The 15238-nt window shown below is 37.7% G+C and carries 17 protein-coding genes, 1 tRNA gene and 2 pseudogenes; 12 read left to right on the top strand and 8 right to left on the bottom strand.

Going from position 1 to position 15238, the window contains the following annotated elements:
• Together IQ226_RS15070 and IQ226_RS25600 are read right to left on the bottom strand one after the other, a co-directional pair.
• Positions 1 to 218 (bottom strand): transposase (locus IQ226_RS15070; RefSeq protein WP_193896637.1); only part of this gene is annotated, 218 nt, incomplete at its 3' end.
• A gap of 67 nt (positions 219 to 285) precedes the next feature.
• The gene (locus IQ226_RS25600; protein WP_255539970.1) at positions 286 to 408 is read right to left on the bottom strand and encodes a hypothetical protein; all 123 of its coding nucleotides are present in this window, start codon (positions 406 to 408) and stop codon (positions 286 to 288) included.
• Positions 409 to 701: 293 nt separating this feature from the next.
• Here IQ226_RS25600 and IQ226_RS15080 point away from each other — a divergent pair, with 293 nt between their 5' ends.
• Positions 702 to 956, top strand: a complete 255-nt coding sequence (locus IQ226_RS15080; protein WP_193896639.1) for a type II toxin-antitoxin system Phd/YefM family antitoxin — start codon at positions 702 to 704, stop codon at positions 954 to 956.
• Complete coding sequence (locus IQ226_RS15085; RefSeq protein ID WP_027401524.1) at positions 949 to 1209, top strand: Txe/YoeB family addiction module toxin; 261 nt, start codon at positions 949 to 951, stop codon at positions 1207 to 1209. Before IQ226_RS15080 ends, IQ226_RS15085 begins: the two co-directional genes overlap by 8 nt.
• A gap of 630 nt (positions 1210 to 1839) precedes the next feature.
• On the opposite strand, the gene IQ226_RS25970 is transcribed toward IQ226_RS15085, so the two are convergent.
• Positions 1840 to 1935 carry a bluetail domain-containing putative surface protein gene (locus IQ226_RS25970; RefSeq protein ID WP_370567157.1) on the bottom strand — a complete coding sequence of 32 codons (96 nt, stop codon included), beginning with the start codon at positions 1933 to 1935 and terminating at the stop codon, positions 1840 to 1842.
• Complete coding sequence (locus IQ226_RS15090; RefSeq protein ID WP_193896641.1) at positions 1932 to 2114, bottom strand: hypothetical protein; 183 nt, start codon at positions 2112 to 2114, stop codon at positions 1932 to 1934. Before IQ226_RS15090 ends, IQ226_RS25970 begins: the two co-directional genes overlap by 4 nt.
• 287 nt (positions 2115 to 2401) lie before the next feature.
• Between IQ226_RS15090 and IQ226_RS15095 the strand changes: the two genes are divergently transcribed.
• The 5 genes and pseudogenes from IQ226_RS15095 to psbM all read left to right on the top strand — a co-directional run bounded on the left by IQ226_RS15095 (position 2402) and on the right by psbM (position 5167).
• Positions 2402 to 3352 carry an NB-ARC domain-containing protein gene (locus IQ226_RS15095; RefSeq protein WP_193896643.1) on the top strand — a complete coding sequence of 317 codons (951 nt, stop codon included), beginning with the start codon at positions 2402 to 2404 and terminating at the stop codon, positions 3350 to 3352.
• Positions 3353 to 3355: 3 nt separating this feature from the next.
• A pseudogene (locus IQ226_RS25180) lies at positions 3356 to 3448 on the top strand (dTMP kinase); the annotation flags it as partial.
• A 958-nt stretch (positions 3449 to 4406) separates the two neighbouring features.
• On the top strand, positions 4407 to 4544 hold the full coding sequence (locus IQ226_RS15100) for a photosystem II reaction center protein K (protein ID WP_006195022.1): 138 nt from the start codon (positions 4407 to 4409) through the stop codon (positions 4542 to 4544).
• A 134-nt stretch (positions 4545 to 4678) separates the two neighbouring features.
• On the top strand, positions 4679 to 4975 hold the full coding sequence (locus tag IQ226_RS15105; protein ID WP_193896645.1) for a 2Fe-2S iron-sulfur cluster-binding protein: 297 nt from the start codon (positions 4679 to 4681) through the stop codon (positions 4973 to 4975).
• A gap of 87 nt (positions 4976 to 5062) precedes the next feature.
• A complete protein-coding gene (gene psbM, locus IQ226_RS15110) occupies positions 5063 to 5167 on the top strand; it encodes a photosystem II reaction center protein PsbM (protein WP_015079946.1) in 105 nt (34 codons plus the stop codon).
• 365 nt (positions 5168 to 5532) lie between these two features.
• Here psbM and IQ226_RS15115 read toward each other — a convergent pair whose 3' ends face one another.
• Positions 5533 to 6384: a universal stress protein gene (locus IQ226_RS15115; RefSeq protein WP_193896647.1), complete on the bottom strand. Its 852-nt coding sequence runs from the start codon at positions 6382 to 6384 to the stop codon at positions 5533 to 5535.
• Here IQ226_RS15115 and IQ226_RS15120 point away from each other — a divergent pair.
• Positions 6376 to 6516, top strand: a complete 141-nt coding sequence (locus IQ226_RS15120; RefSeq protein WP_193896648.1) for a hypothetical protein — start codon at positions 6376 to 6378, stop codon at positions 6514 to 6516. The genes IQ226_RS15115 and IQ226_RS15120 overlap by 9 nt on opposite strands.
• A gap of 478 nt (positions 6517 to 6994) precedes the next feature.
• Positions 6995 to 7816 (top strand): polysaccharide deacetylase family protein, encoded by an 822-nt coding sequence (locus IQ226_RS15125; RefSeq protein WP_193896650.1) that lies wholly within the window; start codon positions 6995 to 6997, stop codon positions 7814 to 7816.
• 59 nt (positions 7817 to 7875) lie between these two features.
• On the opposite strand, the gene IQ226_RS15130 is transcribed toward IQ226_RS15125, so the two are convergent.
• On the bottom strand, positions 7876 to 8394 hold the full coding sequence (locus tag IQ226_RS15130) for an HNH endonuclease (RefSeq protein ID WP_193896652.1): 519 nt from the start codon (positions 8392 to 8394) through the stop codon (positions 7876 to 7878).
• Between the two features lie 328 nt (positions 8395 to 8722).
• Here IQ226_RS15130 and IQ226_RS15135 point away from each other — a divergent pair, with 328 nt between their 5' ends.
• Both IQ226_RS15135 and IQ226_RS15140 read left to right on the top strand, forming a co-directional pair.
• Positions 8723 to 9058, top strand: coding sequence for a ribbon-helix-helix domain-containing protein (locus tag IQ226_RS15135; protein WP_193896654.1), 336 nt, complete (start codon positions 8723 to 8725; stop codon positions 9056 to 9058).
• 380 nt (positions 9059 to 9438) lie between these two features.
• A pseudogene (locus tag IQ226_RS15140) lies at positions 9439 to 10692 on the top strand (ATP-binding protein); the annotation flags it as partial.
• A 129-nt stretch (positions 10693 to 10821) separates the two neighbouring features.
• On the opposite strand, the gene IQ226_RS15145 reads toward IQ226_RS15140, so the two are convergent.
• Together IQ226_RS15145 and IQ226_RS15150 are read right to left on the bottom strand one after the other, a co-directional pair.
• Positions 10822 to 12486, bottom strand: a complete 1665-nt coding sequence (locus tag IQ226_RS15145; RefSeq protein ID WP_193896656.1) for an AarF/ABC1/UbiB kinase family protein — start codon at positions 12484 to 12486, stop codon at positions 10822 to 10824.
• A 492-nt stretch (positions 12487 to 12978) separates the two neighbouring features.
• Positions 12979 to 13051 (bottom strand) — tRNA-Glu (locus IQ226_RS15150).
• Positions 13052 to 13270: 219 nt separating this feature from the next.
• On the opposite strand from IQ226_RS15150, the gene IQ226_RS15155 reads away from it, so the two are divergent.
• Positions 13271 to 15157 carry a sodium:proton antiporter gene (locus tag IQ226_RS15155; protein WP_193896658.1) on the top strand — a complete coding sequence of 629 codons (1887 nt, stop codon included), beginning with the start codon at positions 13271 to 13273 and terminating at the stop codon, positions 15155 to 15157.
• Positions 15158 to 15238 lie beyond the last annotated feature (81 nt).

Genomic DNA, 15238 nt, shown 5'->3' on the forward strand with positions numbered 1-15238 from the left:
CGCCAATTGCGGAAATATGTATATACAGTTTGCCATGGGGGAAAGTCTCCGGGTAAGTTTCGCCATGTACATCCTTGAGTTAATACATAAAAGATGGCATTAAGTACGCACCAAATATCTACTTCTCGTTTTCTACCACCAGTTTTAGCTCTTGGAATTAAAGGTTCTATTAGTTCCCACTGTTCTTTAGTTAGGTTGCTGGAGTATACTTTACTCATTGCTCTCTACGGTTCTGTATTTTTAGTATTTACAGATTATACCCTGAGAGCTTTTTTTACTCAACTTCTAACTTTTCAAACACCCTCTTAGCGCCGCATCACGAAATAAAGCAGGTCCTAAACCTTGACTTTGATAAGAACTATCTATTGCTAATCTTGCTAAAATTACTACCGGAATAGGGTCAGGCATATTTCGCCGAAATTTACCTAACGCTGATTGTACACTAATCGCTCCAGAAGCAAGGGCATAATACCCAACTACTCTATTGCCAAATAGTCATCGGCATTTCTAACATTTTTCATAAAGCTTGTTCTAATTTATGGATTTTTTGTAAGATATCTTTGCGTAGTAGCGATTTCTAATCGCCGGAAACTTTTCAAACATCCTCTTAGGAAGACAAAATACTACATCCGCGTCTGGGGATTGTACAATTTACCCAAACCCGCTATACTTGTACAATAAACAGTACAGGTTCTCCGCCAATGAAAATTATCTCTTTTAGCGAGGCCAGAAATAGTCTGAAAACGGTTTTAGACCAGGTGACGGAAGATGCCGACTATACAATTATCACTAGACGGGATGCTGATGATACGGTGGTGATGTCCCTGGAGTTTTTTAATAGTCTCATGGAGACTGTGTATTTATTGAAGTCTCCGGCAAATGCAGCCCATTTAGAACGTTCCATTGCTCAATTTAAGCAGGGGAAAGTGGTGCAGCGAGATTTGTTAAATGAGTAGAATGTTGGCTTGGACTGATGAGGCTTGGGGTAATTATCTTTACTGGCAAGGGCAAGACAAAAAGACTCTCAAAAGAATCAATAAGTTGATTGAGGAGACGATGCGGATGCCTTTTGAGGGTATTGGTAAACCAGAGCCTCTCAAGGAAAATTTAGCCGGATTTTGGTCACGGCGAATTGATGATACAAATCGTTTGGTTTATGCTGTTGATGATGTCTATGTAACTATTATTTCTTGCCGATATCATTATTAATTTTGCACTAAGTAGGTTGGCGTTAAAAATTGTCGTTATGACAAGGGAACAGGGGACAGGTTTTGAGAGATTTTACTTTTCTTTACACAGTTTGGTTTTATAATGTTGACCTACTTATATTATTCATAATAGCTGTATGATAAGTTTAAATTATAGAAAATCAATAATGCTTTTGATATTTATAACTTTTAGCAATTTGCCTTTAGATTTTCTTAATAATTAATTGAGAATCTTTTCTATTTATCAACGAGGTTGCAATACTTTCCGGGATTTGCTATAATTTCAGATAATTTCATAATTAGGTTACTATTGTCGATTTTGGATCTTTCAGAAGATGTTAGTCTCAAACCCTTTATTGACAGTAGTTTCAGAAATTAATTTCCCAGGCTAATACAAAACTTTACAAAAATTTTAGCCATAAATTTGCTTAAAAATGATCTAATTTGAGCGATCGCAAAAATTCCCTATTGACAAATTGACGAAGAAGTGATAGATAACTTGTCACCCGTTAAGGGGTTTAGCACTGCTAAACCCTTGCATATCGCATCAATTACAGCATGGTTTAATGCTGATGTAGAGACGTTCCATGAAACATCTCTACAATGTGGTTTCCCTAAAGGATACCAGAAGCTACGCTAAGGTAGTTGTAAAGTTATTGAGTCCCAAAGTGCCGGCTAAACCTGTCACTTCAATGATGGCATCTTTAGTAGGATCAAATCCAGCTATAGTATCGAGCGATTAAAATCATTACCAAAAGTGGTTTCCAGCTTCTGGGTGTACCCCGCATCAAATCGGAACTGACGGAGATATTCAGATGTATTCTGTAACGCTTGATTGAGAATGCTATCTAAATTAGGAAAACGGATTTCAAATGAATTGTTCAGTAAAATGTTGAAGTTTTTCATGATACACCCCTTTAAAATTGCAGATATTGTTTTCGTGATATTTTTACGCGCTGCTAATTAGCATTTCCCCAATCTACCCAACCCTGTACCAACTTCCGTACTGAGAAATACTGACTTATTCTGACTTATCCTGACTTATGAATGACTTTTGTTAATACATAGTCTGTAGTTAAAAATATAATCTTCATGCCACATCTTTAACCGGCACAGAGATGAGAATCTACGTAAGATATAATTGGATAATCCAATATATACTAATTAAGTTATACATTAATCCAGGATCAGCAATGTCAAGATCACTATGCGTTCATAATGACCACATTGACAAAGTTAAAATAGCACTCACACAAAGTGGCTATCTCCACCAAAGAGCCTTAGTTTATGATACCGGATTGTCTTTAACTACAATTAGCAACTTCCTGACTGGTAAACCTGTTAGTTATGCAACCTTTGAAGAACTATGTCGGCGATTAAATCTAGATTGGCAAGAAATTACTACCAGCGCTGAAGTAATATTCCCCCCCCGCATACGCACAAATACGCAAAAAAAACCAAATTTAAATCAATTCCCAGACTGGGGAACTGCAATTGATATTTCAGCATTTTACGGATATAGTCAAGAACTGACACAATTGCAGTCATGGATTTTACAAGATGGTTGTCGCTTACTAGGATTATTCGGTATAGGTGGAGTTGGGAAAACAACCTTAGCTACTCAACTTGTAAAACAAATTCAGGATCAATTTGATTACGTTTTTTGGCGTTCAGTACCGACAGTTCCATGTTTTGATAGTATGATGACTGACTTGCTATCTTTGTTCTCCCATCACAAAGAAAACAAACTCAATATCAATCAAATTATCTATTATTTGCGTACCCATCGTTGTCTGATTATTTTGGATCATGTAGATATTGATCATCTAAAATATATGCAATTCATCAAAATAATTGCTGAAACAAATCATCAAAGTTGTGTGATTTTCACCAGTCGAGAACAATATCCAGAATTCACTTTTTTAGAATATTGGCTATCATCAGTACGGTGTTTAAAGTTGTCTAATTCCTCAGAAATAGCTTTGTCTCTGATAGAATCACAACCACTATGGGGAACTGATCAAGAAAAGTATGATTTATGTAATTTCTGTAATAATAATCCTTTGAAAGTTAAACAAATGATTGTTTCTATAATTCATTTATATAATGGGGATATTGGTAAGTTTTTAGAACGAAATACATAATAGATTGAAGAGGAATTAAAACCGAATTTAGCTACAGGTAAATCTACCATTGCTTATCAAGGTTATGGTAGAGGTTTAGATATGAGTCTAATTAATACAGGACTTACGCAACTGGCACATTGGTAGGGTGCGTCAGATATCAACAATCTGTTTATTTGCAGGATTTATGCAGTAGTAAAGCACCCTACAACAGATTTTTGGTGTGACACTTGCGTAAGTCCTATAATAATCTAGTATTAGAACAAGCAGAAACTATTGTATAATAATATGCTCTTAGTTTTATCCCAGATGCTATTTATCAGATATATTATTCATAATGGCTGTATGATAAGCTTGAATTATAGAAAATCAATAATACTTTTGATATTTATAACTTTTAGCAATTTGCCTTTAGATTTTCTTAATAATTAATTGAGAATCTTTTCTATTTATCAACGAGGTTGCTATACTTTCAGCGATTTGCTATAATTTCAGAGAATTTCATAATTGGTTTATTATTGTCAATTTTGGATTTTTCAGAAGATGTTAGTCTCAAACCCTTTATTGACAGTAGTTTCAGAAATTGATTTCCCAGGCTAATACAAAACTTTACAAAAATTTTAGCCATAAATTTGCTCAGAAATGATCTAATTTGAGCGATAGTAGAAATTTACTATTGACAAATTGACAAATAAGTGGTCATTAACCTTTCAACGTTATTAATTTTAGTGATATGAAGTCAATATGAATCACCTTAACTTCGATATATGGTAGGGGTAAAGCAAAAGCTCATTGGTGCCAACTTAACGTAAAACCCTTAATAAATAAGGAGGAGAACAAGAGCGATGGCGAGGAATGAACTGCCATAGGCGATTCCTAGGTCGCCCTTCGCGATCGCATTTGTGGTGCGGGCATCTTGCCCGCTAGAATTTACAAACTAAATGCACAACAGCTTACCCCCACCTGAATCCTTGCCAATCCAAAATCCAAAATCCAAAATTGGATGACCAAACCATGTTAAAATACATCTCGCATATAAAAGCTGTATTTGATTATTAGGTGGATTTAAACAAACATGGAAGCAGCACTATTACTAGCAAAATTGCCTGAAGCTTACCAAATCTTCGACCCCTTGGTAGATGTATTACCTGTGATTCCCGTCTTCTTCTTGTTACTTGCTTTTGTTTGGCAAGCAGCAGTGGGCTTCAGATAAATTACCCATCTCCAACTTTTTGGACAGGTAACATCCACCTGTCCTATTTTTTTGGTAAAATTAATATTTCTTAATATTCTGCAATAAATCAATATAATTAATCCAGTCACATCCTCAATCACCAGCAATCTACTATGGGAAACATCAAATTTGTCAAAGAGAATCGAGAAATAGTCGTCGCCAAAGGTGCTAATCTTCGACTAAAAGCCGTAGAAAATGGCATTGATATTTATAAATTTTTCAGCAAAATCACCAATTGCGGAGGCGCTGGACAATGTACCACTTGTGTTGTCCAAATTGTCGAAGGACTAGAAAACCTATCTCCCCGCACGGACCTAGAAAACCGCAAATTCAAAAACAAGCCTGACAACTACCGTCTAGCTTGTCAAACCCTAGTGAACGGACCTGTTAGCGTCATCACCAAACCTTAAAGCCAATAAAAAATTTGGCTTCACTCTGTCATCTATGATGCTATTCTGGAATAGTTGACTCGAAATTACACAAAAGGCTATCTTGCTATGCAAGTTAATGATTTGGGTTTCGTAGCGAGCATTTTGTTCGTATTAGTACCCGCGGTGTTTTTGATCATGCTTTACATCCAAACCTCCAAGACTGAAGGTTAATTGACAGCTTTGCGAACAGCTATTAGCTTTTGTGAGCAATTTAAAATCGGTGGAAAAGACAGTTAATATCTGGTCTATAAAATAAAAACCCCCCTAAACTAAATATAGTGCAGGGGTTTTTATTTAGGGGTTGGTGATAGCGTAGCGTGGCGTTAGCAATATAAACCTAGAACTGAGATATATCAAGAGTTTGAAAGTAAAAAAGGTGAAACAAGTGCCAGGAATAAGCGTTGAAACTACCAAAACCCTATCACTTGACCAAATTCAAGAGTATTCTTCTCTTCTTCTAATTCTGACTCCTGACTCCTAGCTCTCACAGACAAATTTTTCAGCAAACCCTATTATGGCTTGCTAATACGAAGACACTACCCAGTGGTACGTGCCAAAAGCACCGGGCAGGTAGCATTAACACGAACATAATCAGATAAAGATGAGCCAATTAGCCGATCTATATCAACAAAACTCTTAGCAATAGATGGGCGACGGTCCGGAGAACCAATCAATAATAAGTCTATATTCAACTCATTGGTTAAACGACAAATTTCTTCTCCTGGTTTACCACTGCTAGTAACACAACGCACAGCTACAGATTGTCTCTCAGCTTCTGCTAAAGCCATTCCCAAAACAGAATTCTTCTCTGGTTTGAGGTCAGTAATACCTGATAATTTACCACCTAAATCTGCATTAACATTAGCTAAAACCAATTGTCCACCCGTAACACCCCGGAGTAAGAACAAAGCTAAATTTAAGCAATTTTTAGCAGCATCAGAATTATCCATTGCCACCATAACGCGCTTAATGTTCTTGACATAAATGTCATCTTTCACCAGCAACATGGGACGGGAAGACAATTGGAAAACGTACTGACTGACAGAATTGGAGAAAATTGATTGTAGTCGCTTCATCCCCCGTGAACCCATAATAATCAAATCAGCTGCCATTTCGTCAGCGACTTGACAAACCACATCCTTGGGATCACCTTGACGTAAAATCGAAGAAACTTGGCTGGGGTCTAAGTTTAAATACTGAATAGCCTTAGCCAGAATTTTGCCCCCTTCTTCCCATTTGTCCGTCATTACAGATGCGGTGCTTTGTGGAGTAACAACGTGGAGAACGGTGACTTTTGCGCCTCGAAATGAAGGGAGTTCTTTCAAGTTCTTGAGCATTTCTTCCGCGTGTCCCAAACCGGAGACAGCCAACAAAATTTTTTGGATCATTTTTCCGTCTTTGTCGTGAAGGTTTTTGTGGTTTTTGCTGCTAGTATTGAGCTATGGCTGCGTCAGGCAAGCGATCAGAATATTCTTCATGATGTGCTAAATAACCAAGTTGAGTATTTAGGCATAAATTAACTGATTATCAGCAAAACTAATACCAACAAGCAAAAGAGTTATTAATATTAAGTTTTTGTATGCCTAATTACGTGAAGTGACAACTAGGTTGCCTATCATTAAGCATACAGCTAATTGTGTCCGATAAAATTAATAAAATCTGATGTTGGTTATCATTTGTAATCTATATTAATTTTTTTTAATTTAAGTTAAGTAGGTGGACATTAAAAATTATTGTGATGACAAGGGAACAGGGAACAGAAAAAACTCATGTTTTTAAACTTGAGATATAAATAATAACACTGTTTTTCCGATCTACGCATCTTTGAAAAACATCTTTTTTTTGACTGAAACTCTAAACAATACAAGTAGGTGAACACAATAAAACCAATCTGTGTAAAGAAAAGTAAAATCGCCCAAACCCTCTTCAATCTTGCCTCTTGCATGATTGCCTCTTGCCTTGCCATAACGACGATTTTCCGTAGAGAGCTTTAACTTTATGTCCCCAAATTATAATTCCATAAAAATAATTAGCATTGCCACAATAGTATTATCTTTAAACGCTTGTAGCAGCAACCAAAATACACCTCAACTAAAAATCAATAGCGAGTCTTTAAAAGTTGCCATTCCTAACAATCAAGTGAATCTCAAATCACAACTACCAGCTAAAGTTGAAACCCTGAATTTTACCGTTCCTGCTAAATATCAGGCAAAAACCGTTTCTAAAGTCGCGCCTAGCAACAAAGAGAAAGTCATTGCTTTAACAATTGATGATGGTCCCTGGCCAAAAACCACCGCAGAAATGTTAGATATCCTCAAACAAAATCAGGTAAAAGCTACATTCTTTTGGGTAGGAAGTGCTTTACAAGAAAACCCCGAAATTGGTAAACGAGTTGTCGCTGAAGGTCACGCTATTGGTAATCATACTTGGCATCATTGGTATCGAAAGATGGATGAAGCTACAGCCAAAAGTGAAATTGAAAAAACAAATGAATTAATTTATCAAACTACAGGTGTCAAAACATCTTTTTTTCGTCCCCCAGGAGGCTATTTAAACAACGGATTAGCTGCTTATGCTAAAAGCCAAAAAAACTCCGTTGTCTTATGGTCAGTGACTTCGGCAGACACCGATCCGCGGGCAAAATATCAAGTATTTGTGAAAAATGTTCTCAGAGATGCTAAACCAGGGGCTATTGTCTTAATGCACGATGGTGGCGGGAATCGTGAAAGAACCGTGAAAGCCTTGCCAGAAATCATCAGCGGACTCAAACAGCAAGGCTACCGATTGGTTACAGTTCCTGAACTTTTAGAAATGCATTAATGACGGGGAATTTTGGATTTTAGATGAAAAAAATTTGGCATAAGTCCCCGTCCTTCCTCTTATTCCAGGGTTGCTTGCATATCCATCCAAAACCTCTCAGCAAATGTCACGGTCGGGTGAACAGGTGCTTTAGGTAATTTCCGTAAAAGCATCCCAGCTTCAGCCGGGATTTTATCACCTTTGCGAGAATTACATTTTTCGCAAGCTATGACTACGTTATCCCAAGTATGTCGGCCGCCTTTGGATCGGGGAATGACATGATCTAGGGTGAGATGTTTGTTAGTACCGCAATATTGACAACTACTATGATCTCGTCGTAAAACCTCCCGACGATTGACTGGGGGGATTTTCCACATTCGTTCCGTTGCCGCAACTTTTAAGCGAATGTGTTTGGGTACAGAGAGGACGAATCTGGATGAGTGAATTAACCAACCGCCTTCTGTAGAAAATTCCAATGGTTCAGCTTTATTGCTGACCAGCAACACTATCGCCCGCTTGACATTTACCCGACACAGTGGCAAGTAATTCTGGGAAAACACGACCACAGATTGCTCTAATACTTGGATTGCGCTTGTCACAGCCTGACTCCTTATAAAAAAACCCCCACTTTTTGTCGGAAACATTGCGGGGGTTAACAATTGACCTGATGGTTTTTCGTCTTATTTTGGTACAGCATTTTTCTGCTTGTACCTTTTATTTTTTGCCCTTGATATTGGCTATCCTCGCCCATAAATAAATTCTCCACGTCCCCAGCAGCAAATTCCCAACTGCCGAGGCATTGGGTTGCTTGTGAAGACGTGGAGATGGGATAAATGGATTTCACAGAAAATTTCACTTATTGAACATTCCTTTAAACATACTACACTTGTATTACTATCCTGTCTATACCTATAAGGAGAAAAAATCATGCAGATCATTACACGCACCCCAACAACTGATATGGAAGTTACCAGTATCCGTCTAGAACGGGAACTAAAGGAGAAACTCAAAGATATAGCTGGCAATCAGGGATATCAGTCTTTAATTCGAGATATCCTTTGGAATTATATCCAGCAAAAATCAGGTGAATGGAAACCCCGTTTTTCTAAATCTGATATTCGCGCTAGTATTGCTGCTGTAGCACAACAAGATGACCGCTGTGTACTTACAGGTAAATTAATTGAATCGCAACAGTCAATGTTATTAGGACTGACTAGGAATGGTGATATAGTTCCTCTGAGTCTGAAGAGTTTGGTTGATTAGTCGGCAGTTTTAGTTAATTTTGCCCAGCCGCTACCTTAGTAACTGGGTAAAATACTAATTTTTAGATTTATTTAAGACAATTGTACGGATCAGGTCAGGTTTCCCGTGTTAATTCGGATGTAAAAGTTGATATTTCTAGGTTAATTATAGAGTAATTACGGTTTATATCTAGTTAGAGGCAGGATAAGCTAAATGCCAGACTCGCACAAGATCAAATTTTCAAATATTATTTTCACTATCACTAAGTAGGTTAGCGTTGAAAATCGTCGTTATGGCAAGGCAAAAGGCAAGAGGCAAGAGTGAAGATGGGTTGGGCGATTTGGCTTTTCTTTACACAGATTGGTTTGATTGTGTTCACCTACTTATTAGTTAGTTTGTGAGATCCATTATTTAGAAAACCTCCTCAGCAGCAAATACCCAAGGTTAAGGCAAATTTAGTAGGAGCATGGACAAAAAAACTTCTGTTTACATATCCAGGAAAGCCAATCATGACTAATAATTGTGAAGATGAAAATACTAGTAATTCTGCTTCTTTATCTGCCATTAAGGAGTTTCCTCATGCGATATTAATGCCCTTAGAAAGTCAAGGTAAGGTTTTAGGATTTGTAGTTTTACAGCAAGCAACTACTCGTAATTGGGAAACAGCAGACTTAAATTTAATAGAAATGCTTTGCGCTCAACTAAGTGATGCTGTTATTCAACCCCAAACATTGCCACAAGTGCAAACTTTAGCAGATGAATGGACTGAAGAACTCAAGCGTAGTTTGGAAGTTCAAGCGAAATTGTATGAAAGAACTAGGCAATACGTAGAACAACTACAACAATTAAATGAACTTAAAGATGAATTTGTCAGCAATATTAGCGATCGCTTGCGCTGTCCTCTGACAAATATGCTGATGTCTATCCATAATTTACGTTTACCAGGAATATCCCCAGAACGTCAAGACCGATATTTAAACATCTTGGAGTCAGAATGTACTAAAGAAATTAACTTAATCAACGACCTGTTAACCCTGCAAAAACTAGAATCTCATCAAGAATCACCGCAATTTGAAGGTCTAGACTTAAATGCTAAAATTCACACCCTCCTCATGTCCTTTGATCAGCAACTTACAGATAAAGAATTAAGTATTGCCGTAGAATTACCGAGTCAGCCGATAAAGTTGCCAACAGAAGTCGAGAGTTTCGACCGAATTATACAAGAATTATTAACCAATGCCTGTAAATACTCGGAGCATGATACAATCGTCCGCGTACAAGTCACTCCCCAAATTACAGGGAAACTCGATCAGGTCATTATTAAGGTAACAAATACCGGACAGGGAATATCTGGAGAAGAAGCGGCTTATATATTCGATAAATTTCGGCGTGGTAAAGGGCGCTGGATTCCCGGAACTGGTTTAGGACTGGCTTTGGTGAAGTCTTTAGTGCAACATCTCAATGGTGTAATTACTGTGGAGAGCATTCCTATCCTCAATTCTCAACTCAGTGAAATTACTTTTACGCTCACGTTTCCTTTATCCTTCCCCCAGTTAACTGATATGGGAGGAGTCAGGAGTCAGGAGTCAGGAGTCAGGAGTCGGAAAAAAGAAAAAGAAGAAGGAGAAGGGAAGAAGGAAGAGGGAGGACATTAGACCTAAATCTTTACCTAGTACAACACGGCGTAAATAAATCAACCATTATCAATCGCCAAAAAGCTTGCTCAGTATTAGTTTTGACTTTTGACTTTTGACTTTTGACTTCCGCCTTGCGGTACTAGCTACTTACTTTTTGCCTATTTTCTCGATAATTGTTAATTTTATGAGGGATTTTACCAACAAAAATAGACAAAAAGCACATAGACAAAAAATGGCGATCGCCCAACTATGATACTTGGCGATAATTAAGATTAATCCCGTCAAGAGACTAAATCCTGTTAAACAAGCATAAATTAAGGTTTTGATGGCCAGATAAATTCGTCCTAATAGGCGATCGCTTTCAACATTTTTAACTCTTAGTTGTAACTCTCCCCTTTCAACTCTTTCCTCTAATTTTTTGACTAAAACTGCGGTTTTATTCGGTTTTGTCAGTTGATATTGAATAAAATCCCTAGCTTGATGGCTTAATTGAGCGATAGTGTTTCCTTTACTTTTTGTGACTGCTAGACTTTTGATAAATGTTTGGGATAATACTGTAGGATTATATTCAGGCTCTAAAGTTCTCGCAATACCGTCCAATGTAGTTATGGCTTTTAAAATAAATGTCATTTGAGCAGGTAAGCGAAATGGTTGCTGTTCAAACATTTCATAAAGCTCAATTTTTACCTGACTCAATGCTTTAACATCTAAAGGTTTATCGGTGAATTTATCTAATAAAAATGTGACTAATCTTTTGACTGGAGTCATATCTGGGATCGGTTCAAGTAATCCCATCCTCATTAAAGTATTTACTACTTCACTACTATCCTTTTTTAAAATAGCAAAAAAAGTTTTAATCATCTCCTCCTTATTCAAAGTTCCGACTTCTGCCATCATGCCAAAATCATAGAAGATAATACTCCCATCTGAATTGACAGCCATATTGCCTGGATGGGGATCAACTTGAAAAAAACCATCTTGTAATAGTTGCTTTAGATAACAACAAATCCCCGTTTCATTTACCTGGTGAATATTGATTCCACAAGCTTCTAAAGCCGCCTTATCATTGATTTTAATTCCTGGTTTATATTCTAAAGTTAATATTTTGGTCGTTGTATACTGCCAATAGACTTTAGGAACAATAATTCGCGGATATCCACGAAAATTTTCTCTAAATTTATCAGAATTTTTCCCCTCTTGAATATAATCAATTTCTTGAAACAGCAAATCAAAGAACTCATTGTAAATTGATTGTAAATTATACTTTCTTACTCCAGCAAAATATTTATTGCCAAACTTAATTAACTGTAATAATATTTTAAAATCTAAATTAAATAAAGCATCTAAACCGGGACGTTGGACTTTAACAACCACCTCTTCATTAGAGTATAATGTCGCCTTATGAACTTGACCTAAACTAGCAGCAGCCAAGGGATTAAAATCAAATTCTTTATAGATAAATTGGACAGGTTTACCTAATTCTAATTCAATCATCTTAATTGCTTCTTGACTACTAAAAGCCGGAACCTGATCCTGTAAAGTTCCCAAAGCTTCTATATATTCTAAGGGCAATAAATCGGCACGAGTGGACAAAGTTTGACCAATTTTAATAAAAGTAGGACCTAAATCAATTAAAGTATTCACCAACCAAGTAGCGCGGTTTTTCTTATGTTCTAAAGAATCTTGAGGAAAAATACTATCCCACCACAGAAATAACATAAATTTAGCCGCAGCCCTGAAAATGTCTGTTTTTCGGGCTAAGGTAGAATACTTAGTTTTTTGCCAACGAAACTTTTTAGACCTTGCCATCATAAATATAAACAAAAATTGATGTCTGCATGATTGATTTCCTATAATAACTTTTTTTAAACCGTAGGGACTTCCATTCCATATCACTTAATTTATTCTTATAAGAGTAGGGTGTGTCAGATAGAGGAAATTTGTTTTTTGTCAAATTATCGGGTCTGACGCACCCCCCAACAGATAAAATCCACATTACATATTTGGTAAACTTGGTCAATGCGTAAGCCTATAGTTTAACTATAGTTATTGAATTGTGACATTAGTAGCGATCGCCAAACAAATTTGAATATAATCCTTAATTTTCCCAGACAGCCCGCATGGCAAAGCCATATTCAGTATAAAATTTTCCTAGTTTAATGTTTAAACTCCTTACCTTTGCGTGAGGATAAATTTATTAAGATTGGAAATATTTATTCCTGCGTTTGTATCACTATAAAAGAACTACAGAAATGTTAAAAGGGACAGAAAAAGAATTTTACTCTTTTTCTATCCCTTTGATAGTACCCCCAAGGGAATTCGAATCCCTGTTACCTCCGTGAAAGGGAGGTGTCCTAGGCCTCTAGACGATGGGGGCTTGTTTCTTTTCACTTTCAACAATATAGCGGGTTTTTTTGAGAATGTCAAGAGGTTTTGGAAAGATTTTTTTTAGCCGTAGGATCAAGGGGTAGGACGAATATCTAGCTGTTGCCCCTTGCCTTTTGCCAAAAAAAATAATCAGACTACAATTTTTGTAAACTTAATGTTTATGATTCTTTAGAGAGGATTTTGAAATCAATGGCTCAAAATCTACAACATGGAAGCACCTTTTGAAATCACCCTCCAGATGGTGATCACTGTTTTTGCAGGCATTAGCGCCCAGGTAATGGCTGCATATTTCAAATTACCTAGTATCGTGTTACTACTCCTATTAGGCATCCTGTTAGGGAAAGACGGGCTGGGAATATTACAACCCCATTTACTAGGAACAGGATTAGAAGTGATTGTTTCCCTAGCAACAGCAATCATTTTGTTTGAAGGAGGACTCAAATTAGATCGACAGGAGTTGGGCAAAGTTTCCCTCAGTCTCCAGTTACTCGTCACCTTGGGAACTCTAATCACCCTACTAGGGGGAAGTCTGGCCGCGCACTGGCTAGGGGAGTTTCCCTGGAATATAGCAGTGCTTTATGCGTCCATTGTTGTTGTCACCGGACCGACCGTAATTGGTCCATTAATTCAACAAATTAACGTAGATAGACAAGTCGCAACGCTATTAGAAGGTGAAGGAGTTTTAATAGATCCCGTGGGAGCTATCCTGGCTTACGTTGTCCTGGATACGATTTTAAACGGCGATAGGGACCCAATTAATGCCATTATTGGTCTAATTTTACGTTTCGCTGTGGGTGCGGGCATTGGTGGCGTTGGTGGATACTTGATGAGTTGGATGTTCAAACGCGCCAATTTCATCTCTTTTGAACTGAAAAATTTGGTTGTACTGGCGGTTTTATGGGTGTTGTTTGCCCTAGCGCAAATGATTCGCTCTGAATCAGGAATTATGACCACAGTAGTAGCAGGTGCGGTGTTTGCTAACTCTTCAGTTCCCGAAGAGCGGTTATTGCGAAGCTTTAAAAATCAACTGACAATTCTCAGCGTTTCTGTATTATTCATCCTCCTAGCGGCTGATTTATCCATTGCCAGTGTCTTCGCTTTAGGTTGGGGGAGTTTATTCACGGTTTTGGTGTTAATGTTTGTGGTTCGCCCCATTAACATTATTTTGTGTACTTGGAATAGTGATCTCAATTGGCGACAGAAACTATTTTTAAGTTGGGTTGCACCCAGAGGTATAGTTTCCGCATCTGTAGCGTCTTTATTTGCGATTTTACTGACCCAGCGGGGCGTGAATGGTGGTGATTCGATTAAAGCTTTGGTGTTTTTGACAATTATTATGACGGTTTTTTGTCAAGGTTTAACCGCTGGCTGGTTGGTTAAATGTTTGCGAATTACTTCTAAAGATGCAACTGGGGCGGTAATTGTCGGCTGTAACCCCCTGGGTTTATTAATTGCCCGCTTTTTTCAAGAACGGGGAGAAAGTGTGGTGATGATTGATACTGACCCGGAACGGTTGGCTCGGGCTGAAGCCCAAAATTTGCGGGTGATTGCTAGTAGTGCTTTAGATGGGGAAATACTGGAAGAAGCTGGTATTGGTTCAATGGGGACTTTTTTAGCCATTACCAGTAATGGTGAGGTGAATTTTGTCTTAGCTCAACGGGCTGCTGAGGAATTTAATCCTCCCCGGGTTTTAGCTATATTTCCCCATCATCCCCAAGGTTCTCCTTTGGTTAATAGTAAGGTTGATCAAGCTTTTGTCTCTGATTTACCGGTAAAAACTTGGAATGAATATTTGATGAATGGACAGGTGAAATTAGGAACAACGACACTAAATGCGGCGGAATTTGACTCTCAACAAGAACATATCCAAGAAAAAGTTCGAGAGGGGATTTTAGTACCACTATTGTTAGAACGAGAAGAACGGTTACAGGTGATGTCTGCAAGCCAACAGTGGGAAATAGGCGATCGCATTATCTATCTATTATATGATGCCCGTCCTAATTTGTTAAAACTTCTCTCTGGCGCTAGTCAATCTACACCGTTAACTATGGAAACTTTGGCAGAGGTTGAGGAAGTAAAAGTTAAACAAGCTTAGATTTTTGGCAAATATGAATATGTCAGGCTTCGCCCCGCTTCGCTAACACGCAAAGGCGCAAAGAATCAAGGTTAAATTTTC

Source organism: Dolichospermum sp. LEGE 00240 (assembly GCF_015207875.1).
Taxonomy (GTDB): Bacteria; Cyanobacteriota; Cyanobacteriia; order Cyanobacteriales; family Nostocaceae; genus Dolichospermum; species Dolichospermum gracile.